Origin of the sequence: Streptomyces sp. NPDC002018 (assembly GCF_042890865.1) — a bacterium.
Lineage (GTDB): Bacteria > Actinomycetota > Actinomycetes > Streptomycetales > Streptomycetaceae > Streptomyces.
Genome location: NZ_JBIASO010000008.1, coordinates 79,751 through 101,288 on the forward strand (window position 1 = coordinate 79,751; position 21,538 = coordinate 101,288).

Genomic DNA, 21,538 nt, shown 5'->3' on the forward strand with positions numbered 1-21,538 from the left:
GGGTGGAGTTCGGCTTGCTGGGATCCGTCGAGGCACGGCTCGACGGCCGGCCCGTGGAGCTGGGGCATGCCCGGCAGCGCTGCGTGCTCGCCGCGCTGATGGTCGACGCGAACCGGGCCGTAGCGGTCGACCGGCTGATCGACCGGGTGTGGGGCGAGCGTCCTCCGCAGCGGGCGCAGGCCTCGCTCTACAGCTATGTCTCCCGGCTGCGCCAGGCCCTCTCCCCCGCCGCCGGGGACGCGGACATCGAACGGCGCCCCGGGGGCTACGCGCTGGCCGTGGACACATACGCCGTGGACCTGCACCGCTTCCGCGATCTGGTCGAGCGGGCGCGCACGGCCGACGACAGCGACGCGGTGGCCCTGTTCGAGCAGGCGCTCGCGCTGTGGCGGGGGGAGGCCGCCGCCGCGCAGGACAGCCCGTGGTTCAACTCCCTGTACGAAGCACTGCACCGGGAGAGACACGCGGCGGAACTGGACCTGGTGGACGTCCTGTTACGGGCGGGCCGGCACACCGGGCTGCCGGCGGAGCTGGCCACCCGGGTCGAGGCGCACCCGCTGGACGAGCGTCTGGTCGGCCAGCTCATGCTGGCGCTGTACCGCGGCGGCCGGGCCTCCGACGCCCTCGCCCGCTACGAGGAGACCCGGGGACGGCTCGCCGCCGAGCTGGGCACCGACCCCGGGCCGTCGCTGCGCGAGCTGCGTCAGCGGATCCTCACCGCCGATCCGGCGCTGGACACCCCCGCGCCCCGCTCCGCCGTGGGACCGGCGGCCCCGCCCGCTCCCGTACCACGGCAACTGCCCGCCCCACCGCCGATGTTCACCGGCCGCAACCGCGAACTCGCCCGTCTCGGAAAGCTGCTGGAGCCACGGGCCGAACGCGGCGGCACGGTGGTGATCTCGGCGATCGGCGGCTCCGGCGGCATCGGCAAGACCTGGCTCGCCCTGCGCTGGGCGCACAGCCGCCAGGAGCACTTCCCCGACGGACAGCTCTACGCCGATCTGCGCGGCTTCTCGCCCTCCGGGCCCCCCGTACCGGCGGCGGTGGCCGTACGGGCCTTCCTCGAAGCCCTCGGCGCGCCCCCGGGCTCGATCCCCGCGGACCCGGACGCGCAGGCCGCGCTCTACCGGAGTCTGACCGCGGGCAAACGCCTGCTCATCCTGCTCGACAACGCCCGGTCCACCACCCAGGTCCTGCCCCTGCTGCCCGGCAGCCCCACCTGTACGGTCCTGGTCACCAGCCGCCACCAGCTCACCGGGCTGACCGCGGCCCACGGCGGCACGCCCCTCACCCTGGACGTCCTCACCGAGACGGAGGCGCTCGAACTGCTGACCAGGCATCTCGGGGCCGCCAGGATCACCGACGAGCCCGAAGCCGCCGCCACCCTGCTGAGGCACTGCGCGGGGCTGCCCCTGGCCATCAGCATCCTGGCCGCCCGCGCCACGACGAACCCCGCGCTGACGCTGGCGGCGCTGGCCGCGGAGCTGCACGAGGCGGCGACCCGGCTCGACGCCCTGGACGCGGGCGAGACCGCCACCGACCTCCGCGCGGTCTTCGCCTCCTCCTACGAGGCGCTCGACGCGCCCACGGCCCGGGTGTTCCGGCTGCTGGGCCTCGCGCCGGGCACCGATATCGGGCTGCCCGCCGCCGCCAGTCTCACCGGGCTCCCGCCCTCCCGTCTCCGTGCCCATCTGCGGACCCTGCACGCCGCGCATCTCGTCCAGGAGTACACGCCCCGCCGCTACACCTGCCACGATCTGCTGCGCGCCTACGCGACAGAACTCTCCAGGACCTTCGACACGGAGGCCGAGCGGGACACCGCGCTGGACCGGCTGCTCGACCACTATGTGCACAGCGCGTACGCCGCCGACAGGCTGCTCCTTCCGCACCGGGACCCGCTCGCGCTGCCCGCGCCCCCGGACGGCGTGGTCCCGGAACAACTCGGTGACCGTGACGAGGCGATGGAGTGGTTCACCCGCGAACACACCGTGCTGAACGCGGCCGTCGAACAGGCCGCGCGTCTCCGACGCGACACCCGTGTCTGGCGGTTGGCGTGGGCCACCCTCACCTTCCAGTCGCGGCGCGGGCACTGGCACGAGGTGGAGAGCGTGCAACGCGCGGCGCTGGCCGCGGCCGTACGGCTGGACGACCGCTCCGCCCAGGCCGAGTGCCGCCGGGGGCTGGCCTGGGCCCTCGCCCAGACCGCCCGTTCCGACGAGGCCCGGCGCCAACTGGAGCTGTCGCTCGCCCTGTCGGCGGACCTCGGTGACGACACGGGCAGGGCCCACGCCCATCTCACCCTGAGCTGGGTGTGCGGACTCGAAGGAGACGAGCAGGCGGCGTTCCGGCACGATCTGCTGGCCCTGGACCTCTTCACAGCGGCCGGCCACCGGTCCGGACGCGCGAGGGCGCTCAACGCGGTCGGCTGGGACCGTATCCAGCACGGCGACTACCGGCAGGCCGTCGTGGACTGCGAGGAGGCCCTCGCGCTCCAGCGCGAACTCGACGACGAACGCGGCCAGGCGGGCACCTGGGACACCCTGGGCTACGCCTACCAGCGGATCGGCGACTACGGGAACGCCAAGGAGTGCTACCGGCGCAGTCTGCGGCTGAACCGGGCGCTGGGCCATCGTTTCAACGAGGCGGAGACCCTGGTCCATCTGGGGGAGACGCACCACGCGACCGGCGCGGTGCCCGCCGCCCGGGAGGCCTGGCAGCAGGCCCTCACGATCCTCATCGGCATCGGCCACCCCGACGCCGAACTCGACCCGGTCCGCGCGAGGCTCCAGGAGCTCGACACCCCCCGCCCCTGACCGGCCGCCGCGCCAGCAGCCCCGAACCGCGTCCCGGAGCGCGCCCCGGCCACGACGGGTGTTCCGGGCCGGTCCGTTCCGGACGGTCCCGGTCCCGGGGCCGGCGGGTGGCGGGTGGCGGGTGGCGGGTGGCCGGGCCCGGGTCAGCCGGCCGCCGGGGCCGTGACCGGCGCCGCCGGCGCCGACGGCGCCGTCCCGTCCCGCCTCGCGAGCGTGGCCGCCGCGGCGGCGCCCACCAGGCCCGCGTCCGTACCCGTCAGCGCCGGGGTGACCTTGATCGACCGTACGAAGGAGAGCGTGGCGTAGTCCCGGAGCGAACGGCGCAGCGGCGCGAAGAGCAGCTCGCCCGCGTTCGCCACGCCGCCGCCGATGACGGCGATACGGATCTCCACCAGCGTGGCCGTCGCGGCGATCCCCGCCGCCAGCGCCTGCGCCGCCCGGTCGAAGGAGGCGAGGGCGACCGGGTGGCCCGCCCGCGCCGCCGCGGCCACGGCCGCGGCGGAGGTGTCACCGTCGGGGCCGGGCTCCCAGCCGCCCTCCAGCGCCCGGCGGGCGATGTTGGGCCCGCTGGCGATCCGCTCCACACAGCCGCGCGAGCCGCACGGGCAGAGATCACCGTCCAGGTCGACACTGATATGGCCGATGTGCCCGGAGTTGCCCGTCGGTCCCGGGTGGACCTTCCCGTTCAGCACGAGCCCGCCGCCGACCCCGGTGGAGACCACCATGCACAACGCGTTGTCGTAGCCACGGGCCGCGCCCTGCCAGTGCTCCGCCGCCGTCATGGCGACCCCGTCGCCGACCAGCGTCACCGGCAGCCCGCCGGTGGCCAGCCCCACCCGCTCGACCAGCGGAAAGCCGTGCAGGCCCAGGACGTTGACCGGGTTGACCGTGCCCGCCGACGCGTCCACCGGTCCGGCGCTCCCGATACCGACGGCCGTGGCCGACGCCCACAGCGGCGAGGCCGAGACCTCCGTGAGGACCTCCTCGATGGCCCGCATCACCGTCTCGCCGTTCTCCCGCGCGGGGGTCGGCCGCTGCGCCCGGACGAGAATCCTGCCGCCGCCGTCCACCAGCGCGCCGGCGATCTTGGTGCCGCCGATGTCGAGTGAGACGACGGAGTCGGTATGCATCGGGTCGGATCTCCCGGGGATGAGGCATCCCCGCGTGGAGGGGGGGATGTACGGAACTGCGGCTTCGGTGAACAGTCTCCATTCACCTGACAACGTTGTCCAGGGCCTATGCTCGTCGCCACGGCCAAGGATGACAATCCCCCGGCGCACCGCCGGAAGAATCACCGAAGAAACGACGACAGGACAGCGCACTGTGGCAGACACCGCCCGCCGCCCCGAACCCCGTTACGGTAACCGGCCCACCATGAAGGATGTGGCCGCGAGGGCGGGGGTGGGGCTCAAGACGGTCTCACGCGTGGTCAACGCGGAACCGGGTGTCACACCCGACACGGAGCGCCGGGTGCAGGAGGCCATCGAGGCGCTGGGGTTCCGGCGCAACGACTCGGCGCGGGTGCTGCGCAAGGGCCGCACCGCGAGCATCGGACTGGTCCTGGAGGATCTCGCGGACCCCTTCTACGGTCCGCTGAACCGGGCGGTGGAAGAGGTCGCCCGCGCCCACGGCGCGCTGCTCATCAACGGATCGAGCGCCGAGGACCCGGACCGCGAGCAGGAACTGGTGCTGGCGCTGTGCGCGCGCCGGGTGGACGGGCTGATCGTCATTCCGGCGGGACACGACCACCGCTATCTGGAGCCCGAGATCAAGGCCGGGGTGGCGACCGTCTTCGTGGACCGTCCGGCGGGCCGGATCGACGCGGACGCGGTCCTCTCCGACAGCTTCGGCGGGGCCCGCTCCGGCGCGGCGCATCTCATCGCGGGGGGTCATCGCCGGATCGGTTTCATCGGCGACCAGCCCCGGATCCACACGGCGATCGAGCGGCTGCGCGGGTATCGCACCGCGATGGCGGAGGCGGGCCTGGAGATCCACGACGACTGGGTCTCGCTGGGTACGACCGTGCCGGAGCGTGTGCGGGACGCCGTGACCGCGATGCTCGCGGGCCCCGAGCCGGTCACGGCCATCTTCGCGGGCAACAACCGTGTGACGGTGACGGCGATACGGGTGCTGGCCGCGCACCACCGCCCGGTCGCCTTCGTCGGCTTCGACGACATCGAACTCGCCGATCTGCTGAACCCCGGTGTCACGGTGATCGCGCAGGACGCGGCGACCCTGGGGCGTACGGCGGCGGAGCGCCTCTTCCATCGGCTCGACGGCGCGGCCGACGCCCCGTCGCGGGTCGTGGTGCCGACCCGGCTGATCGCCCGTGGCTCGGGGGAGATACCTCCGCCGTCGGACGGCTGAGGCCGGCGCCACGAGCCGGGCGTGATGCGCGCCGGACAGGCCCCTAAGGACGCGCCTGAGGACCGCCGACCGCCGGGGCCGCACGGCGGGGGATCGCGAATCCCTCCAGGTCGGGGCGGGTGAGACCGGTGAGCCGGGACACCTCGTCGGCGTCGAGCGCGCCGCAGTCGAGGCCGCGCAGCAGATAGCCGCTGAGGGCCTTCGCGGTGGCGGGCTCGTCCATCACCGCGCCACCCGCCTTCGCGGCGTACGCGGCCAGCCTCGCGGCGGCCGGCTCCAGCCCCTCGCGGTAGAAGGCGTACACCGCGGCATACCGGGTCGGCAGATGCCCCGGGTGCATGTCCCAGCCCTGGTAGTAGGCGCGGGCGAGGGCGCGCCGGGTGAGGCCGTAGTGCAGCCGCCACGCCTCGTGGACCTGGGCGGCCGGGCCCACCGGGAGGACGTTGGTGGAGCCGTCGCAGACCCGTACGCCCGTTCCCGCCGCGGCGACCTGCATGACGGCCTTGGCGTGGTCGGCGGCGGGGTGGTCGCTCGACTGGTACGCGGCGCTGACCCCAACGCAGGCGCTGTAGTCGAATGTGCCGTAGTGCAGTCCGGTGGCACGGCCCCCCGCCGCGTCGATCATCCGGGCCACGGTGGCGGTGCCGTCCGCGGCGAGGATGGACTGGCTGGTCTCGATCTGGATCTCGAAGCCGAGGCGCCCCGGCTCCAGCCCGCGCGCCTTCTCGAACTCCTCGGCCAGCCGCACCATCGCGGTGACCTGCTCCGGGTAGGTGACCTTCGGCAGCGTCAGCACCAGGCCCTGAGGCAGGCCGCCCGCCTCCACCAGGCCGGTGAGGAAGATGTCGAGGGTCCTGATGGCCCGGTCCCGTACCGCGGCCTCCAGCCACTTCATCCGGATACCCATGTACGGGGCCGCGGTGCCGTTCCCGTACGCCTCGTGGACCAGCCGGGCGGCGCGCGCCGCGTCGTCGTCCTCCTCGCCGTCCGGACGCGGGCCGTAGCCGTCCTCGAAGTCGATCCGCAGGTCCTCGACGGGCTCGCGCTCCAGCTTGGCCCGTACGCGCGCGTACACCGGCTCCGCCAGCGCGTCGGAGAGACCGAGGGCACGGGCCAGCGCCCCCGCGTCGGGGGCGTGTTCGTCGAGGGCGGCCAGTGCCTGGTCGCCCCAGGAGCGGATCGTGCCCGCGTCGAAGGCGTCGGCGGGCACATAGACGGTGTGGACGGGCTGGCGGGTGCCGGGATCGCCCGGGTAGCGACGGGCCAGGTCCGCGTCGACCGCCGCGAGGGCGCGGCCGATGCCGGCGCCGACCGTGCCCGCGAGGCTTGTGGCCACCTTCTCCCGCCGCCCCATGCCCGCCCACACCCTTCCGCTTTCCGCCGCGCGGAATCAACAATCCGTTGAAAGAAGCTAGTCGGCGGGTCCGATCCCCGTCAACGGTCCCCATGGTGGCCGGGGGGCGCGCCCGCGGCCGGATACGGCGCGGGGCCGCGCGGTGGGAATCACCACGCGGCCCCGGGACCGTACGCACGGCACCGTCGCCGCTCAGCCCTTGCGGGTCTTGACCTCTTCGGTGAGCTGCGGGACGACCTCGAAGAGGTCTCCGACGACGCCGTAGTCGACCAGGTCGAAGATCGGGGCCTCGGCGTCCTTGTTGACGGCCACGATCGTCTTCGACGTCTGCATCCCGGCACGGTGCTGGATCGCACCCGAGATCCCGGAGGCGATGTAGAGCTGCGGGGAGACCGACTTGCCGGTCTGGCCGACCTGGTTGGAGTGCGGGTACCAGCCCGCGTCCACCGCGGCGCGCGAGGCGCCGACGGCGGCGCCGAGCGAGTCGGCCAGCGCCTCGATGATCGCGAAGTTCTCCGCGCCGTTGACCCCACGGCCGCCGGAGACGACGATCGCCGCCTCGGTCAGCTCCGGGCGGCCCGTCGACTCACGCGGGGTGCGCGAGACGACCTTGGTCCCGGTGGAGCGCTCGCCGAAGGTGACGGTCAGCTCCTCCGCGGTCCCCGCGGCCGGGGCGGCCTCGACCGGGGCCGAGTTCGGCTTCACGGTGATGACCGGAACGCCCTTGGAGACACGGGACCTGGTGCTGAACGCGGCCGCGAACACCGACTGCGTGGCCACCGGGCCCTCCTCACCCGCCTCCAGATCGACGGCATCGGTGATCAGACCGGAACCGACACGGACCGCCAGACGCGCGGCGATCTCCTTGGCCTCCGCGGAGGACGGAAGAAGAACCGCGGCCGGCGAGACGGCCTCGTAGGCGGCCTGGAGCGCGTCCACCTTCGGCACGACGAGATAGTCGGCGAACTCGGCGGCGTCGGCCGTGAGGACCTTCACCGCGCCGTGCTCGGCGAGCACGGACACGGTGTCGCCGGCGCCCGCGCCCAGCGCCACCGCCACCGGCTCACCGATCCGGCGGGCCAGCGTCAGCAGCTCCAGAGTGGGCTTGCGGACGGCGCCGTCCACGTGATCGACATAGACAAGAACTTCAGCCATGAGAATTGCACTCCTGCGCATACGGGAAACGAGAGGGACGGTCGGGGCTCCGCACGAGCCTCAGATGAACTTCTGGCTCACGAGGAACTCGGCGAGCTGCTTGCCGCCCTCGCCCTCGTCCTTGACGATCGTGCCCGCCGTACGGGCCGGACGTGCCGCCGCCGAGTCCACCGCGGTCCAGGCACCCCCGAGACCGACCTCGTCCGCGTCGATCTCCAGGTCCTCCAGGTCCCAGGACTCCACCGGCTTCTTCTTGGCGGCCATGATGCCCTTGAAGGACGGGTACCGCGCCTCTCCCGACTGGTCCGTCACCGAGACGACGGCCGGCAGGGACGCCTCCAGCAGCTCGCTCGCGGCGTCGCCGTCGCGGCGGCCCTTGACCAGGCCGTCCTCGACGGAGACCTCGGAGAGCAGGGTGACCTGCGGGACTCCGAGCCGCTCGGCGAGGATCGCGGGCAGGACCCCCATCGCGCCGTCGGTGGAGGCCATGCCGGAGATCACCAGGTCGTAGCCGGTCTTCTCGATGGCCTTGGCCAGCACCAGGGACGTGCCGATGACATCGGTGCCGTGCAGATCGTCGTCCTCCACGTGGACCGCCTTGTCGGCGCCCATGGAGAGTGCCTTGCGCAGCGCGTCCTTGGCGTCCTCGGGACCGACGGTCAGCACGGTGATCTCCGCGTCGCCGTCACCGTCGTAGTCACCGGCGATCCGCAGCGCCTGCTCGACCGCGTACTCGTCCAGCTCCGACAGCAGACCGTCCACATCGTCGCGGTCGACGGTCAGGTCATCGGCGAAGTGCCGGTCGCCGGTGGCGTCGGGCACGTACTTCACAGTGACAACGATCCTCAAGCTCACGCCGGCTCTCCTACTGCATCGTCATTTCCGGGCTGCCTTGTTGCACGCAGCATAGGCGCCTTATCGGGCGGTTTCCGGTCGGGGGGACCGGCGCACCGGAGTAAATATTACTCGCCAGTACAGCCAGAGGATTCCCCCTGAGCAAGCGCTTGTAACTGTGAGCTTGCCAACGCCTGGTACCGGGCGACGGGAGGCAGAGCGTCGTGCCGGAGCGTGTGTCAGTCGCGCAGCGCGTTGAAGCGTCCCTGGTGGTACAGGAGCGGCCGGCCCGTCCCCGTGGGGTCGCCCGCGATGGCCTGCGCTATCACCAGACGGTGGTCCCCGGCGGGGACGCGCGCGACCACCCGGCAGACCAGCCACGCGAGGACGCCGTCGAGCACCGGGACGCCCTCGGGTCCGGCACGCCATGCGGTGGGCGGCGCGAAGCGGTCCGCGCCGCTGCGCGCGAAGGTGGCGGCCAGCTCGCTCTGGTGCTCACCGAGGACATGGACACCGACATGGGTGGCCTCGGCGAGGACCGGCCAGCTCGACGACGAGAGGCCCACGCCGAAGGAGACCAGCGGAGGCTCCGCGGCCACGGAGTTCAGCGAGGTGGCGGTGAAGCCGACCGGACGGTCGTCCTGGGCGGCCGTGATGACCGCCACACCGGCGGCGTGCCGCCGGAACACGGAGCGAAGCAGTTCGGAGGAGGCAAGCTGAGGGGTGCCGAGTCCGTGGGTCGCCGTCATCGAATTGTCCTTCTGCGGGCTGCGGGAGATACGAAAGGGGCCGTGGCTGCTCAGCAGCCCGGACAGCGCGCACTCGCGTTGCGGGCCAGGTCGACATGGGCCCGCCCGAAGAGAAGGAGTTCCTGGGGCACGTCGTCAGGGTGACGATGCGTGGCGCGCGCAGTCAAGTACGTATGTCACACCGCCTCGCCCAGCGCGGCGATCACATCGACCTTGCGGGGCTGTCCGGCCGCCCTCTTCACGATGCGGCCCCCGGCGTCGAGGACCAGGACCGTGGGTGTCTTGAGAATGCCCAGCTCCCGTACGAGTTCCAGCCGCTCCTCCGCGTCGAGTTCGACATGGGAGACCCCCTCCACCATCCGGGCCACCTCGCTGAGGGTGCGTCTGGTCGCCCGGCAGGGCTGGCAGAACGCGCTGGAGAACTGGACGAGCGTGGCCCGCTCCCCCAGTTCGGCGCCCAACTCGGCCGCGCCGAGGCGCTTCCCGCCGTCCTTCACCCGCATCCTCAGTCTCCCGTCGACGCGACGGCGCAGCAGCCCGAAGGCGCTCGCCACGGCGAGCACCGCCGCGCACACCACCAGTCCCGTCATCCCATCCGTCCTGACATCGGCACTCCGTCGCCGTCACCGGCGGAACCGTCACCGGCGCACCGGTACGGCTGTCCGCCACACCGGCGTCTTCGCTTGCAGCGTTCACACAACCGCAAAATATTCCGAGGTCCCACGGCGTGCCCGGCGAGGGATGCTGGGCGTCATGGACATCGACATCCGGGGGCCGCGTTTCGGAGCGGCCGTCACCAGCGTCGTACTCGCCGTGGTACTGATCACCGGCAGCGGCGCACTGCTCGCCTGGCAGGCGCTGTGCTTCGCGCTGGGCGCGGTGGGCGGCGTGGGGCGCTCACCGTACGGCCTGCTGTTCCGCGGCGTCGTCCGGCCACGGCTCGGACCGCCGGTGGAATTCGAGCCGCCCGAGCCGCCGCGGTTCGCCCAGGCGGTCGGGCTGGTCTTCTCCCTGGTGGGGCTGGTCGGCTATTTCTGGGGACCGCTCTGGCTCGGCATGGCGGCCACTGGATGCGCGCTCGCCGCGGCCTTCCTGAACGCGGCGTTCGGCTACTGCCTGGGGTGCGAGATGTATCTGCTGGTGCGGCGCACCGAGGCGGGGCTGCGCTGACGTGACAAGAATCTCGCCTTACGCGCAGACCAGGACTGGCCACAGGGCCGCGTATGGGGCACCATCGGCGCAATGCCGAAAACCTACGGCTGCGTAACTTCCGCCGGGAGAACCCTCCCCGGAACAGAAAGGGTCCCCACCAGATGGCAGAGCTCGTCTATCGGCCGGTCATCGGCGCCGCCCGCACGATGTTCAAGGCGCTGGACCTGAAGATCGACACGCAGGGTTCGGAGCACATCCCGCGCACCGGTGGCGCCGTGCTCGTGAGTAACCACATCAGCTATCTGGACTTCATCTTCACGGGACTGGCCGCACTGCCGCAGAAGCGCCTGGTGCGCTTCATGGCGAAGGAGTCGGTGTTCCGGCACAAGGTCTCCGGGCCTCTGATGCGCGGGATGAAGCACATCCCCGTCGACCGTGAGCAGGGTGAGCAGGCGTACGCGCACGCACTGGACTCACTGCGCTCCGGCGAAATCGTCGGTGTCTTCCCCGAGGCGACCATCTCGCAGTCGTTCACGCTGAAGAGCTTCAAGTCGGGCGCGGCGCGTCTGGCGCAGGAGGCCGGCGTACCGCTGATCCCGATGGCGCTGTGGGGCACCCAGCGGCTGTGGACCAAGGGGCGCCCGCGCAACTTCCGGCGCGGCCACATCCCGGTGACGATCCGGGTCGGTGAGCAGATCGAGGCCGCGGCTGACCAGTACGCGGGCGCGATCACCCGGCGGCTGCGGGAACGGGTGCAGGAGCTGCTGGAGGCGGCGCAGCGCGCGTATCCGGTGCGCCCCAAGGACGCGCACGACACCTGGTGGGTGCCGACGCATCTGGGCGGCACCGCACCGACCCCGGCCGAGGCCCGCGAGCTGGAAGCGAGCTGAGCCGCTCCGGCCGAAACGTCTCTGCCGGGCGGGAACCACCCGTCACGCGCGTCGTGGCGGGCCCGCCGGGTGGACCGTGACATGGGCGCCGGGGCTCAGTTTCTCGAGTGACTCGGCGAGTTCGGCGCCGGCGGCGTCGAGTTCGGTGAGCGTCATGGGCGCCAGGCACTCCAGCAGGAAGACCGCGTTCACCGAATCCTCGGTGAGCCGGGTGCGAGTGCCCTGGCGCCAGTTCCAGCGACGGCAGGTGACGCCTTCGTCGTCGCGCCAGACGACCTCGCCGGGCTCGGGGTACTCCACCGCCGGTTCACCGCCCGCGACCGTCGCGAACGGCTCGTCGCCCGTGGCCCGCACGAGCCGCATACCGCCGACGATACGGTCGGTGTCCTCGCCGCCGACGGGGATGAGATGGGCGACGCTCACCGCGTTGTAGAGGTCGACGAGCAGATTGATCCGCGGCAGTCCGGAGTCCGACAGGGCGCGCCTGGCCAGGGCTTCCGCGGAGTTGCGGGTACGGGACGGCTTGGCCCCGAAGGCGGTGTACGTCGCGCGCCAGGCGGCCAGCCGCGGGTCCTCGTGCGGGGCGCGTCCCGCCAGCCGGCCGGCGAGCCGCCGGGCCGCGTCGTCCAGCAGAGCCGAACTGTCGGCGGTGCTGGGGCCGTTCACCAGGCCGTGGGCCTCGACGGCGAGAGCGGTGAAGCCGGGTGCGAGGGTGCGTACCTCGTCCGACACGGTGAGCGTCAGGGTCATGATCTGTTGTGCCTCAGGGCTTTCCGGGGTGGCTGTCGGAGTGCGGTGGGGAGTGTCCGCCAGAGGGACGGCCGGCCGGGGGTGGCACGCGGCGCGCTCGGAACGGCCGGATGGGGTGCATCGCAGAGTACCGGATAGTCCACCTCATTGCACTCGGCTCGTACGGCCCATGCCAGCCGCTCGCGCTCCAGCGAGAACTGCGCGTCGACGCCGGGCCTGTTGCCGCGCGGCTCCTGGGCACGCGAGCCCAGCAAGATCCGAACGAGAGGCACCGGGCCGTGTCTGAGGACACGGCCTAGGCGGCCATCTCTTCCTTCAGGGCCTGCACGAACGCGTCGACATCGTCCTCGGTGGTGTCGAAGGCGCACATCCAGCGGACGTCCCCGGCCTTCTCGTCCCAGAAGTAGAACCGGAAGCGCTTCTGGAGACGCACGCTCACCGCGTGCGGCAGCCGGGCGAAGACCGCGTTGGCCTCGACGGGATGGAGGATCTCCACTCCGTCCACCGCGCGCACGCCCTCCGCGAGCCGCTGGGCCATCGCGTTGCTGTGCCGGGCGTTACGGAGCCACAGATCGCCCGCGAGCAGCGCCTCCAACTGCACCGACACGAACCGCATCTTGGAGGCCAGTTGCATCGACAGCTTGCGCAGATGCTTCATCGCCCCTACGGCGTCCGGGTTCAGGACGACCACGGCCTCGCCGAAGAGCATGCCGTTCTTGGTGCCGCCGTACGAGAGGACATCCACGCCGACGGCATTGGTGAAGGCGCGCATCGGCACGTCCAGCGACGCGGCCGCGTTGGCTATGCGCGCCCCGTCGAGATGCACCTTCATCCCCCGCTCATGGGCGTGGGCGCAGATGGCCCTTATCTCGGCGGGGGTGTAGACCGTGCCCAGCTCGGTGTTCTGGGTGATCGACACGACCTGGGGCATGGCCCGGTGCTCGTCCTCCCAGCCCCAGGCCTGCCGGTCGATCAGCTCGGGCGTGAGCTTGCCGTCGGGCGTGGGGACGGTCAGCAGCTTGAGGCCGCCGACCCGTTCGGGCGCGCCGCACTCGTCCACATTGATATGCGCGGACTCGGCGCAGATCACCGCGCCCCAGCGGTCCGTGAGCGCCTGGAGCGCCACGACATTGGCACCGGTGCCGTTGAAGACCGGAAAGGCCTCCGCGGTCTGCCCGAAGTGGCTGTGCATGATCCGCTGGAGATGACCGGTGTAGTCGTCATCGCCGTAGGAGACCTGATGGCCTCCGTTGGCGACGGCGAGCGCGGCGAGGATCTCGGGGTGGGCACCCGCGTAGTTGTCACTGGCGAAGCCGCGCACCTCGGGATCGTGGTGCCGGCGCGCGTCCGTCGTACGGCTCACGGCTCGGGGGTCAGCCACAGGCGCTTTCCATTCACTTCCCTGGCGGGCCGCTCCCAGACTCCGGCGATGGCCTCGGCCAGATCCGTGACGTCCGTGAAGCCCGCGAACTTGGCGTTCGGGCGCTCGGCGCGCAGCGCGTCGTGCACCAGCGCCTTGATCACCAGAATGGCACCCGCCGCGCGCGGCCCCTCCTCGCCCCCCGCCTTGCGGAAGGCGTCGGCAAGGGCCAGCGTCCAGGCCTCCGCGGCGGCCTTCGCCGCGGCGTAGGCGGCGTTGCCCGCGGTGGGCCTGGTCGCGCCGGCGGCGCTGACCAGCACGAACCGGCCGCGGTCGCCGCGCAGCAGACCGTCGTGGAAGGCGAGTGAGGTGTGCTGGACGGTACGGACCAGCAGCTTCTCCAGCAGATCCCAGTCGGCGAGATCGGTCTCGGCGAAGGAGGGGCTGCCGCGCCAGCCGCCCACGAGATGGACCAGTCCGTCGATCCGGCCGAACTCCTTCTCGGTCCTGTCCGCCCAGGCCCGGGTGGCACCCAGGTCGAGCAGATCCACCGTGTCACCGATGACCGTGGCTCCGCCGTGCGCGTACCGCGCGGCGTCGACGGCTTCCGCCAGCCGCGCCGGGTCCGCGTCGGCGGCGACGACCGTGGCGCCCGCCCCGGCCAGCCGCAGCAGCGCGGCGCGGCCCGCCGGGCCCGCCGCTCCCGCCACCGCGACGACCGCGCCGTCCAGCGCGCGCCCGCCCGTACCGCCGTTCCCGCCGCTCTCGTCCATGCCCGTCGCCTCCCGCGGGTGAGGGGTCACGCGGCCACCCGCTCACTGCACGTGGCGGTGATCCCCTTGGTGGAGGCGATCACGTTCTTGAGCTTCTTGGCAAGCGCCTCGTAGAACATGCTCAGCGGAAACTCGTCCGGCAGCACGTCGTCGACGAGCTTACGGGGCGGCTGGGACAGGTCGAGGGCCTCGGGGCCCTTGGCCCAGCGGGAGCCGGGGTGCGGGGGGAGATACGCCGAGACGAGGTCGTACGCCGCGAACCAGTGGACCAGTTTGGGGCGGTCGATACCGGCCCGGTACAGCTCCTCGATCTCCGCGCAGAGCCGGTTGGTGACCTCGGGGGCGCGCTCCCAGTCGATGCGCAGGGTGTTGTCGGTCCAGCGCAGCACATCGTGCTGGTGCAGATAGGCGAAGAGGAGCTGGCCGCCGAGGCCGTCGTAGTTCCGTACCCGCGCGCCGGTGACCGGGAAGCGGAACATCCGGTCGAAGAGCACGGCGTACTGGACGTCGCGGCCCTGCGCGACACCGTCGGCCTCCAGCCGCACGGCCTCACGGAACGCGGTGAGGTCGCAGCGCAGCTCCTCCAGGCCGTACATCCAGAACGGCTGGCGCTGCTTGATCATGAACGGGTCGAACGGCAGATCGCCATGGCTGTGGGTGCGGTCGTGGATCATGTCCCAGAGGACGAAGGCCTGCTGGCAGCGGTCCTGGTCGGCGACCATCTCGACGATGTCGTCGGGGAGTTCCACACCGAGGGTGCGTACGGCCGCGTCGGTGACCCGGCGGAAGCGGGCGGCCTCGCGGTCGCAGAAGATCCCGCCCCAGGTGAACCGCTCCGGGGCCTCGCGCACGGCGATGGTCTCCGGGAAGAACACCGCGGAGTTGGTGTCGTACCCGGCGGTGAAGTCCTCGAAGGTGATGCCGCAGAAGAGCGGGTTGTCGTAGCGCGTGCGCTCCAGTTCGGCCAGCCAGTCGGGCCAGACCATGCGCAGCACGACGGCTTCGAGATTGCGGTCGGGATTGCCGTTCTGCGTGTACATGGGGAAGACGGCGAGATGCTGGAGGCCGTCCCGCCGGTCCGCGGCGGGCTGGAAGGCGAGCAGCGAGTCCAGGAAGTCGGGGACACCGAAGGCGCCGTCGGACCATGCGCGGAGGTCCGCGACGAGCGCCGCGTGGTAGGCGGCGTCGTGGGGCAGCAGCGGGGAGAGCTGTTCGACGGCGGAGATCACCCGGTCGAGCGTCATCTCGGCGAGCCCGCGTGCCGGCGCGCCCTCGGCGTCGAAGTCGATCGAGCCGTCCTCGGACTGCCAGGGGCGAATCTCCTCGACGGCATTCTTGAGCTGCGGCCAGGCCGGGTGCTCGACCACCCGGGCAGCAGGCGTTATGCCGGGTGCGGCGTCCTGCGCAAGAATTTCCGTCATGTCACTTCCTCCACGCGAGATCTTGGCGTAAAGACACCGTATAGGTCTCTCGTTCCGCCATACAAGAACGACCATGACAAATTATCCTGCCGACCCCCCATGGTCACCGATGTTTTTCCTGTGACAAGGGAGGAGGACGCACACTTCCATCGTGCCGTACGGGCCTTCGGCGGGCCACCGCTCGCCCCGATGGCCGACCCGCGACCGCCCGGCGCGCGACGGGTTCCCATCCGGTGGGCGGCCACTAGGCTGCCGCGCGGGAGCCGCCGTCGACGGAAGCGAGAAGAGTCTTGACTTTCCAGACCATCGGTCATCGTGGAGTGATGGGTGTCGCACCGGAGAACACCCTGCGTTCCTTCGTGCACGCCGAGCGCGCCGGCATGGACGCCATCGAACTGGATCTGCATCTGAGCAAGGACGGCGCGCTCGTCGTGATGCATGACACCGAAGTGGACCGTACGACCGACGGCACGGGCGCCGTCGCCGACCGGACCCTCGCCGAGCTGCGGGAGCTGAACGCGGGCGACGGCGAGCGGGTCCCGGTCTTCGAGGAGGTCCTGGACGCCGTACGGTCACCGCTCCAGGCCGAGATCAAGGATGTGGCCGCGGCGCGGGCACTGGCCGAGGTGATACACCGGCGCGGGCTGGCCGGACGGGTCGAGGTCTCGTCGTTCCACGACGAGGCGGTCGCCGAGATCGCGGCGCTGGTACCGGGCGTACGGACGGTACTGATCGCGAGCCGCTGGGGCGCGGACGTGGTGGACCGGGCCGAGGCGGTGGGCGCCGCCTCACTGGCCCTGAACATCCGCAGGCTGACCCTGGAGGTCGTCGAACGCGCGCACGACAGGGGGATCCGGGTGATCGGCTGGGTGGTGAACACCCAGGACCAGCTACGGCTCGCGCGGGCCTTCGCACTGGACGCGGTGACCACCGATCTCCCGGAGATCCGGCGGACCGGGCGGTTCACCGCCTGAGCCGCCGGTCCCGGGCGCCCGGTCTCAGAGCAGCGGCTTGACCTCAGACCAGCGGCTTGACCAGCAGCTCGAACACGAGATCGTCGCGCTGCGGGATGCCGAAGCGCTCGTCGCCGTACGGGAACGGGGACAGCTTTCCCGTACGGCGGTAGCCGCGCCGCTCGTACCAGGCGATCAGTTCCTCACGGACCGTGATCACGGTCATGTGCATCTCCCGGACCCCCCAGGCCTCGCGCGCGACGCGCTCCGCCTCGGTGATGATCCGGCGGCCGAGACCCGCGCCCTGCGCGCCGGGCAGTACGGCGAACATCCCGAAGTAGGCGGCCTCACCGCGGTGTTCGAGCTGGCAGCAGGCGATCAGCCCACCGTCGCGTTCCACGGCCAGCAGCCGGCTGCCGGGGGACTCGATGACCTCCAGCACACCCTGCGGGTCCGTGCGCCGGCCCTTCAGGATGTCGGCCTCGGTGGTCCAGCCCGTACGGCTGCTCTCCCCCCGGTAGGCCGACTCGATGAGGGCGACGAGCGCCTCGGTGTCGGCCGCCGTGGCGTCCCGGTAGGTGAGTTCGCCGGTGGGGCGCGAGGCGGTGTCCATGGTGCGCGTTCTCCGTATCCGGTCGTGCGGGGTCGGTCTGAGGGCGTCCGCAGCCTAACCCGGACCCGTGAGGACGCGTCCGGGCGGTGGGCGCCGGAGGATCCGCGCGGACGTCAGGGCGGTGTCCGGCACCCCGTCCGCACTGTCCGTACTGTCCGCCTAGTCCGCCTTGTCCGCCCCGGTCGATCAGCCGTGGCGCGGGCGGTCGTGGCGCGGTACGAACCCCAGCAGCCGGGCGCAGGCGCCGGTGTCGAACAGCGAGACATGACCCGCCAGCTCGGCGAAGACGGGGATCCCTGCGTGGTAGCGCTCCATCAGCTCGGCGGTCGGCAGCGGTGAGCTGGTGTCGCGCGCGGCCACCTGGAGCACATGGCAGCCGGTCAGCTCCGCCTCCAGCGCGCGGGCGACGGCCCCGGCCGCGTCCCGGGTGTCCAGCCAGCCCCACAGGTCCATCCGGTGGGCGGCGGGATCGGCCCGTACGGCGTCGAGCTGGCTCCGGAGCCGTTCCCCGGTCCCGGTGAAGGGGAACCGCAGACAGACGATGTCCGTCCCGTAGCGCCGGTGGGTGGCACGAGCGGTCTCCTCCAGGACGATCTTCGACAGTCCGTAGGGATCCTGGACCAGCGTCGGATGCTCCTCGTCCAGGGGGACGTACCGCGGCGACTGCGGCACCGGCGACCAGGCGAGCCCGACGGCGGCCATGCTGGAGGCCGCCACCACCCGGCGGACACCGCCGCGCCCCGCCTCGTCCAGCACCCGGTGCGCGGTCAGGCAGTTGGTCGCGAAGAGATCGCTCGCGTCGTCCACGTTGGGGTGCGGGATGGCGCCGAGATGGACGACCGCCTCGGCCCCGTCCATCGCCTTGCGCACCAGATCGGGATCGCGGAGGTCCCCGGTGTGGACGGACTCGGCGCGCGGCTCGTCGACCGGGACCAGATCGGTGGCGACGACCCGGTGGCCCCGGGCCAGGAGATCGTCGAGCACATACCGTCCGATGTGGCCGGCGGCTCCGGTGACCAGCACCCGCATCAGCCCTTCACCGCCCCGACGAGTCCGTTGACGAAGTACCGCTGAAGGCTGAGGAAGAGCAGGATGACGGGGATGACCACGATGAGCGCGCCCGCCATCAGATTGTTGTAGTGCGGCACGTTCTCCGCCGAAAGCGTCTGGAGCCCCAGGGGCAGGGTGTAGGTGGACGGGTCGTTCAGCGAGACCCGGGTGAGCAGGAACTCGTTCCAGGTCGGGATCGCCGTCAGCAGCGCCACCGTGATCAGCGCGGGCCTGGCCAGCGGCAGATAGACACTGGTGAAGATCCGCAGCTCGCTCGCGCCGTCGACCCGCGCGGAGTCGCGCAGTTCGCCGGGGACGGCCAGGAAGGCCCCGGTCATCAGCAGGACGGACAGCGGGGCGCCGCCGTTGACGAAGGGCAGCACCAGACCGAAGTGCGTGCCGAGGATGCCCATCGTGTTCTCCAGCAGCACGATTGGCAGCATCACCGTGATGCCGGGAACGAACAGCAGCGAGACGAAGAGCTTCTGGAGTATGCCCCGGCCGGGGAAACGCAGTACGGCGAAGGCGTAGCCGGCCGCCGCGTAGATCACCAGCGTCAGCACCACCGTGTAGCCCGTGACCAGCAGGCTGTTCAGGAAGAAGTCGAAGAAGTGCAGTTCGTTCCAGGTGTCGACGAGGGTGTCGAGCGTCGGGTCGTCCGGGATGAGATGTCCGCCGCGTACGACCTCGATCTGGTCCTTGAAGGCCGCCGACACCATCCACAGGAACGGGTAGACGCTGACGAGCGCGTACAGCGCGAGCAGGACGCCGACCACGGTACGGGCGACCAGCCGGCGGGTGCGGGCGGCGCGTTCGTCGGGCGGGCCGGTGCGCGCCTTGAGCGATATCGATGTCATGTCGTGCTCCGCGATGTCATGTTCTGCTCCGCAGCGCGCGCAGATTGATCAGGGCGAGGACCAGGGCGACGGCGAACAGGATCCAGCCGAGCGCGCTGGCGAGCCCCAGGGTGGGCGCGAGGTTCTTCAGGAACGCGAGGCGGTACGCCTCCAGGCCCAGCACATTGGTGTGGTCCCCCGGGCCGCCGTTCGTCATCACCAGGAAGGTCTGGAAGCCCTGGAGCGACTCCCGCAGATTGAGCAGGATCACCACCGCGGTGATGGGCCGTACCAGGGGCCAGACCACCGAGGCGTTGGTACGCCACCAGCCGGCGCCGTCCAGTTCGGCGGCCTCCAGCACGCTCCGGTCGATGCCCTGGAGTCCGGTGAGATAGAGCAGCATCGCGACCGGGACCTGTCCCCACACCGTCACCACGATCATGGTGGGCAGCGCGGTGGACGGGTTGCCGAGCCAGCCCTGCGGCTGCTGGAGGGAGCCCAGTCCCAGGCTGCCGAGCAGGACGTTGACCGCGCCGTCCGGCTGGAGGATGTACTGCCAGGCGAAGAAGACCGCGACTCCGCTGGTGACATACGGCAGGAAGTACACCGAACGCAGCACCGACCGGAACCGCTTGACCCGGTTGAGCAGAACGGCCAGCGGAAAGGAGACCGCGACGGTCAGCGCCGGCGCGGCGACCATGACCCAGAGCGTGTTGAGCGCGGCGTGCCGCACCCGGGGCGCATAGACCGGGCTGCGCCAGAGCAGATCGGCGTAGTTGTCGAGCCCGACCCACTTCCAGTTCGGGGTGAAGCCGTTCCAGGTGGCGAAGCTGAGCGCGAAGCCGTAGCCGACCGTGTACAGGCCCATGACGCAGAACAGCACCACGGCGGGGCCGACGAACAGGTACCCGGTGAGCGCCTCGTACGAGCGCGGGCGCCGGCGGCGTGTATCACCTGCCGCCGGCGCCTCGGTCACCGCGCCGGGAGCGGTTGTCACCGTGCCGCCGCCCAGTAGGAGGCGTTCAGTTCGCGGAGCTGCCTGGCCGTCTCCTCGACGGACCGCTGCTTGAGCGGGGTGAGATCGGCGAGGATCGCGCCGGCGTCGTCCTGCTCGTAGCCCGGTGCGCGGAACTCGTTGCCGCGGCTCGGGTCATAGGTGTTCTGCGGGGTGCCCTTGAAGCTGTCGACCATGGCGGAGAGCGCCGGGCCGAGGACCGCGGCGGAGTCGGCGCCGAGTTCGGTGGCCGGTACGTCGGAGGCGTCCTTGGCGAACCGTGCGGCGACCTTCTGGGTGGAGAGGAACTCCATCCACTTCTTGGCGTTGTCGGGCTGGTCGCTGGTCGCGCTGACGCTGAGACCGGTGAGCGCGAGCGGGCCGAGCGCGCGGTCCGGTACGGCGCCGTCCTTCGGGGCGGGCAGCCCGAACGCGAACACGTCGTCGGGGTCCATGCCGTTCTGCTGGAGGAAGGCGAGGGTGAAGGTGCCGCCCACGGCGAAGGCCGCCTTGCCCTGGGCGAAGGCCTGGTCGGCCTGGTCGATGGTGAGCGACTGGGTGCCGGGCATCCAGTACGGCGTGAGCTGGTCGTACATGCTCAGCACCTTGATCCCGGCGGGCGAGGCGAAGTCCGTGGCCTCGTCCTTGCCGAAGAGGCTCTCGTACCCCTGCTGTCCGAGCTGGCTGAAGGCGAGCGGCTGGAGGACCCAGGTCAGTCCGGTCGCCTGGACCTTGAGGCCGAGGGCGAGACCGCCCGTGGTGGGGTTCTTGGCGGTGGTGGCCTTGAGCGCGGCCAGGAAGCCGGCCCAGTCGGCCGGGGGTTCGGTGATGCCCGCCTCGGCCAGCATCTTCTTGTTGGCGTAGACGATGCCGAAGGTGCCCACGGTGAGCGGCACGCTGTAGCGGGCGCCCTTCTCGATGCCGTGGTCGTTGGCGGTCTCGGGCTGTGCGTCCTTGAAGCGCTGTTCGGTGACGAGGCCGGACTGCTGGACGGGCCGCTGGACACGTTCCGCCCAGGCGCCCTTGAAGTCGTCACGGAGGTCGGCGACGATCCCCGCCGCGCCGAAGACCCGGTCCTCGCCGTCGGAGTGCACTTCGAGCACATCCGGCAGATCGCCGGTCTTCGCCGCGCTCTGCACCTTGGTGACGTACGCGTCGTCGGGGGTGTACGCCTCGACCTCGACGGAGATACCGGTCTGCTTCTTGAACTCGGCCGCCGCCGTGCGCAGCGCCCCGACATGGGACTGCTTGAAGGTCCACATCTCCAGCGAGGAGGAGTCTCCCCCGGAGCCGGACGATCCGCCGCAGGCGGCGAGGGTGGTCAGTGAGAGCGCGGTGGCCGCGGCGACCGCCGCGAGCCGGACATTCCGCGAGAAAGGTATGCGCATCGCCCCTACCTAAGGATCAACCGTTCAGAAGGCCGAATGACGTTGGAGTGACTGAACTTATGGTCGGGGTGATATAGCGTCAAGAC

20 protein-coding genes and 1 pseudogene are annotated in these 21,538 nt (G+C 71.4%); 5 read left to right on the forward strand and 16 right to left on the reverse strand.

All coding sequences use genetic code 11. The annotated features are described in order from the left end of the window. Positions 1–14: 14 nt before the first annotated feature. On the forward strand, positions 15–2,813 hold the full coding sequence (locus ACFYYH_RS15225) for a BTAD domain-containing putative transcriptional regulator (RefSeq protein WP_388550660.1): 2,799 nt from the start codon (positions 15–17) through the stop codon (positions 2,811–2,813). A 143-nt stretch (positions 2,814–2,956) separates the two neighbouring features. Here the strand turns inward: ACFYYH_RS15225 and ACFYYH_RS15230 are convergent, their stop codons facing one another. Continuing rightward, the gene (locus ACFYYH_RS15230; RefSeq protein ID WP_388550663.1) at positions 2,957–3,943 is read right to left on the reverse strand and encodes an ROK family protein; all 987 of its coding nucleotides are present in this window, start codon (positions 3,941–3,943) and stop codon (positions 2,957–2,959) included. A gap of 193 nt (positions 3,944–4,136) precedes the next feature. Between ACFYYH_RS15230 and ACFYYH_RS15235 the strand changes: the two genes are divergently transcribed. Then, positions 4,137–5,180: a LacI family DNA-binding transcriptional regulator gene (locus ACFYYH_RS15235; RefSeq protein WP_388550666.1), complete on the forward strand. Its 1,044-nt coding sequence runs from the start codon at positions 4,137–4,139 to the stop codon at positions 5,178–5,180. Between the two features lie 43 nt (positions 5,181–5,223). Here ACFYYH_RS15235 and ACFYYH_RS15240 read toward each other — a convergent pair whose 3' ends face one another. The 5 genes from ACFYYH_RS15240 to ACFYYH_RS15260 form a co-directional block, all read right to left on the reverse strand. Then, a complete protein-coding gene (locus ACFYYH_RS15240) occupies positions 5,224–6,534 on the reverse strand; it encodes a DUF6986 family protein (protein ID WP_388550669.1) in 1,311 nt (436 codons plus the stop codon). 192 nt (positions 6,535–6,726) lie between these two features. Beyond that, positions 6,727–7,689, reverse strand: a complete 963-nt coding sequence (locus ACFYYH_RS15245) for an electron transfer flavoprotein subunit alpha/FixB family protein (RefSeq protein WP_388550672.1) — start codon at positions 7,687–7,689, stop codon at positions 6,727–6,729. Between the two features lie 60 nt (positions 7,690–7,749). After that, complete coding sequence (locus tag ACFYYH_RS15250) at positions 7,750–8,544, reverse strand: electron transfer flavoprotein subunit beta/FixA family protein (RefSeq protein ID WP_388550674.1); 795 nt, start codon at positions 8,542–8,544, stop codon at positions 7,750–7,752. A 218-nt stretch (positions 8,545–8,762) separates the two neighbouring features. Next, positions 8,763–9,272 (reverse strand): flavin reductase family protein, encoded by a 510-nt coding sequence (locus ACFYYH_RS15255; protein ID WP_388550677.1) that lies wholly within the window; start codon positions 9,270–9,272, stop codon positions 8,763–8,765. A 176-nt stretch (positions 9,273–9,448) separates the two neighbouring features. Continuing rightward, positions 9,449–9,862 carry a TlpA family protein disulfide reductase gene (locus ACFYYH_RS15260; protein ID WP_388550679.1) on the reverse strand — a complete coding sequence of 138 codons (414 nt, stop codon included), beginning with the start codon at positions 9,860–9,862 and terminating at the stop codon, positions 9,449–9,451. Between the two features lie 163 nt (positions 9,863–10,025). Here ACFYYH_RS15260 and ACFYYH_RS15265 point away from each other — a divergent pair, with 163 nt between their 5' ends. Together ACFYYH_RS15265 and ACFYYH_RS15270 are read left to right on the forward strand one after the other, a co-directional pair. Beyond that, the gene (locus ACFYYH_RS15265; protein WP_388550682.1) at positions 10,026–10,442 is read left to right on the forward strand and encodes a DUF4395 domain-containing protein; all 417 of its coding nucleotides are present in this window, start codon (positions 10,026–10,028) and stop codon (positions 10,440–10,442) included. Positions 10,443–10,585: 143 nt separating this feature from the next. Then, positions 10,586–11,314, forward strand: a complete 729-nt coding sequence (locus ACFYYH_RS15270) for a lysophospholipid acyltransferase family protein (RefSeq protein WP_388550684.1) — start codon at positions 10,586–10,588, stop codon at positions 11,312–11,314. A gap of 42 nt (positions 11,315–11,356) precedes the next feature. Here the strand turns inward: ACFYYH_RS15270 and ACFYYH_RS15275 are convergent, their stop codons facing one another. The 5 genes and pseudogenes from ACFYYH_RS15275 to ACFYYH_RS15295 all read right to left on the reverse strand — a co-directional run bounded on the left by ACFYYH_RS15275 (position 11,357) and on the right by ACFYYH_RS15295 (position 15,618). Beyond that, positions 11,357–12,064: a B3/4 domain-containing protein gene (locus ACFYYH_RS15275; protein WP_388550687.1), complete on the reverse strand. Its 708-nt coding sequence runs from the start codon at positions 12,062–12,064 to the stop codon at positions 11,357–11,359. Then, positions 12,061–12,300: pseudogene (locus tag ACFYYH_RS15280) on the reverse strand (hypothetical protein); the annotation flags it as partial. The pseudogene ACFYYH_RS15280 and the gene ACFYYH_RS15275, both read right to left, overlap by 4 nt. Before the next feature lie 59 nt (positions 12,301–12,359). Then, positions 12,360–13,445 (reverse strand): threonine aldolase family protein, encoded by a 1,086-nt coding sequence (locus ACFYYH_RS15285; RefSeq protein WP_388550689.1) that lies wholly within the window; start codon positions 13,443–13,445, stop codon positions 12,360–12,362. Further along, positions 13,424–14,197 (reverse strand): SDR family NAD(P)-dependent oxidoreductase, encoded by a 774-nt coding sequence (locus ACFYYH_RS15290; protein WP_388551184.1) that lies wholly within the window; start codon positions 14,195–14,197, stop codon positions 13,424–13,426. The genes ACFYYH_RS15285 and ACFYYH_RS15290 overlap by 22 nt, the downstream gene beginning before the upstream one ends. A 26-nt stretch (positions 14,198–14,223) precedes the next feature. Then, a complete protein-coding gene (locus ACFYYH_RS15295) occupies positions 14,224–15,618 on the reverse strand; it encodes a DUF6421 family protein (protein ID WP_388550692.1) in 1,395 nt (464 codons plus the stop codon). Between the two features lie 290 nt (positions 15,619–15,908). On the opposite strand from ACFYYH_RS15295, the gene ACFYYH_RS15300 reads away from it, so the two are divergent. Continuing rightward, a complete protein-coding gene (locus ACFYYH_RS15300) occupies positions 15,909–16,592 on the forward strand; it encodes a glycerophosphodiester phosphodiesterase (protein ID WP_388550694.1) in 684 nt (227 codons plus the stop codon). A 43-nt stretch (positions 16,593–16,635) separates the two neighbouring features. Here the strand turns inward: ACFYYH_RS15300 and ACFYYH_RS15305 are convergent, their stop codons facing one another. The 5 genes from ACFYYH_RS15305 to ACFYYH_RS15325 all read right to left on the reverse strand — a co-directional run bounded on the left by ACFYYH_RS15305 (position 16,636) and on the right by ACFYYH_RS15325 (position 21,452). Beyond that, on the reverse strand, positions 16,636–17,184 hold the full coding sequence (locus ACFYYH_RS15305) for a GNAT family N-acetyltransferase (RefSeq protein WP_388550696.1): 549 nt from the start codon (positions 17,182–17,184) through the stop codon (positions 16,636–16,638). Positions 17,185–17,370: 186 nt separating this feature from the next. After that, a complete protein-coding gene (locus tag ACFYYH_RS15310) occupies positions 17,371–18,213 on the reverse strand; it encodes an NAD-dependent epimerase/dehydratase family protein (RefSeq protein ID WP_388550699.1) in 843 nt (280 codons plus the stop codon). Further along, positions 18,213–19,091 carry a carbohydrate ABC transporter permease gene (locus ACFYYH_RS15315; RefSeq protein WP_388550702.1) on the reverse strand — a complete coding sequence of 293 codons (879 nt, stop codon included), beginning with the start codon at positions 19,089–19,091 and terminating at the stop codon, positions 18,213–18,215. The genes ACFYYH_RS15310 and ACFYYH_RS15315 overlap by 1 nt, the downstream gene beginning before the upstream one ends. 16 nt (positions 19,092–19,107) lie before the next feature. Beyond that, on the reverse strand, positions 19,108–20,067 hold the full coding sequence (locus ACFYYH_RS15320) for a carbohydrate ABC transporter permease (protein WP_388550704.1): 960 nt from the start codon (positions 20,065–20,067) through the stop codon (positions 19,108–19,110). After that, positions 20,064–21,452, reverse strand: coding sequence for an ABC transporter substrate-binding protein (locus ACFYYH_RS15325; RefSeq protein ID WP_388550706.1), 1,389 nt, complete (start codon positions 21,450–21,452; stop codon positions 20,064–20,066). The genes ACFYYH_RS15320 and ACFYYH_RS15325 overlap by 4 nt, the downstream gene beginning before the upstream one ends. Between the last annotated feature and the right edge of the window lie 86 nt (positions 21,453–21,538).

Excerpts from the sequence above, each read along its gene's own strand:
- ACFYYH_RS15315 (WP_388550702.1), bottom strand. The coding sequence starts at position 19,091 with ATGACATCGATATCGCTCAAGGCGCGCACCGGCCCGCCCGACGAACGC.
- ACFYYH_RS15305 (WP_388550696.1), bottom strand. The coding sequence starts at position 17,184 with ATGGACACCGCCTCGCGCCCCACCGGCGAACTCACCTACCGGGACGCC.
- ACFYYH_RS15260 (WP_388550679.1), bottom strand. The coding sequence starts at position 9,862 with ATGACGGGACTGGTGGTGTGCGCGGCGGTGCTCGCCGTGGCGAGCGCC.
- ACFYYH_RS15240 (WP_388550669.1), bottom strand. The coding sequence starts at position 6,534 with ATGGGGCGGCGGGAGAAGGTGGCCACAAGCCTCGCGGGCACGGTCGGC.
- ACFYYH_RS15310 (WP_388550699.1), bottom strand. The coding sequence starts at position 18,213 with ATGCGGGTGCTGGTCACCGGAGCCGCCGGCCACATCGGACGGTATGTG.
- ACFYYH_RS15290 (WP_388551184.1), bottom strand. The coding sequence starts at position 14,197 with ATGGACGAGAGCGGCGGGAACGGCGGTACGGGCGGGCGCGCGCTGGAC.
- ACFYYH_RS15325 (WP_388550706.1), bottom strand. The coding sequence starts at position 21,452 with ATGCGCATACCTTTCTCGCGGAATGTCCGGCTCGCGGCGGTCGCCGCG.
- ACFYYH_RS15255 (WP_388550677.1), bottom strand. The coding sequence starts at position 9,272 with ATGACGGCGACCCACGGACTCGGCACCCCTCAGCTTGCCTCCTCCGAA.
- ACFYYH_RS15245 (WP_388550672.1), bottom strand. The coding sequence starts at position 7,689 with ATGGCTGAAGTTCTTGTCTATGTCGATCACGTGGACGGCGCCGTCCGC.
- ACFYYH_RS15265 (WP_388550682.1), top strand. The coding sequence starts at position 10,026 with ATGGACATCGACATCCGGGGGCCGCGTTTCGGAGCGGCCGTCACCAGC.
- ACFYYH_RS15275 (WP_388550687.1), bottom strand. The coding sequence starts at position 12,064 with ATGACCCTGACGCTCACCGTGTCGGACGAGGTACGCACCCTCGCACCC.
- ACFYYH_RS15270 (WP_388550684.1), top strand. The coding sequence starts at position 10,586 with ATGGCAGAGCTCGTCTATCGGCCGGTCATCGGCGCCGCCCGCACGATG.
- ACFYYH_RS15295 (WP_388550692.1), bottom strand. The coding sequence starts at position 15,618 with ATGACGGAAATTCTTGCGCAGGACGCCGCACCCGGCATAACGCCTGCT.
- ACFYYH_RS15230 (WP_388550663.1), bottom strand. The coding sequence starts at position 3,943 with ATGCATACCGACTCCGTCGTCTCACTCGACATCGGCGGCACCAAGATC.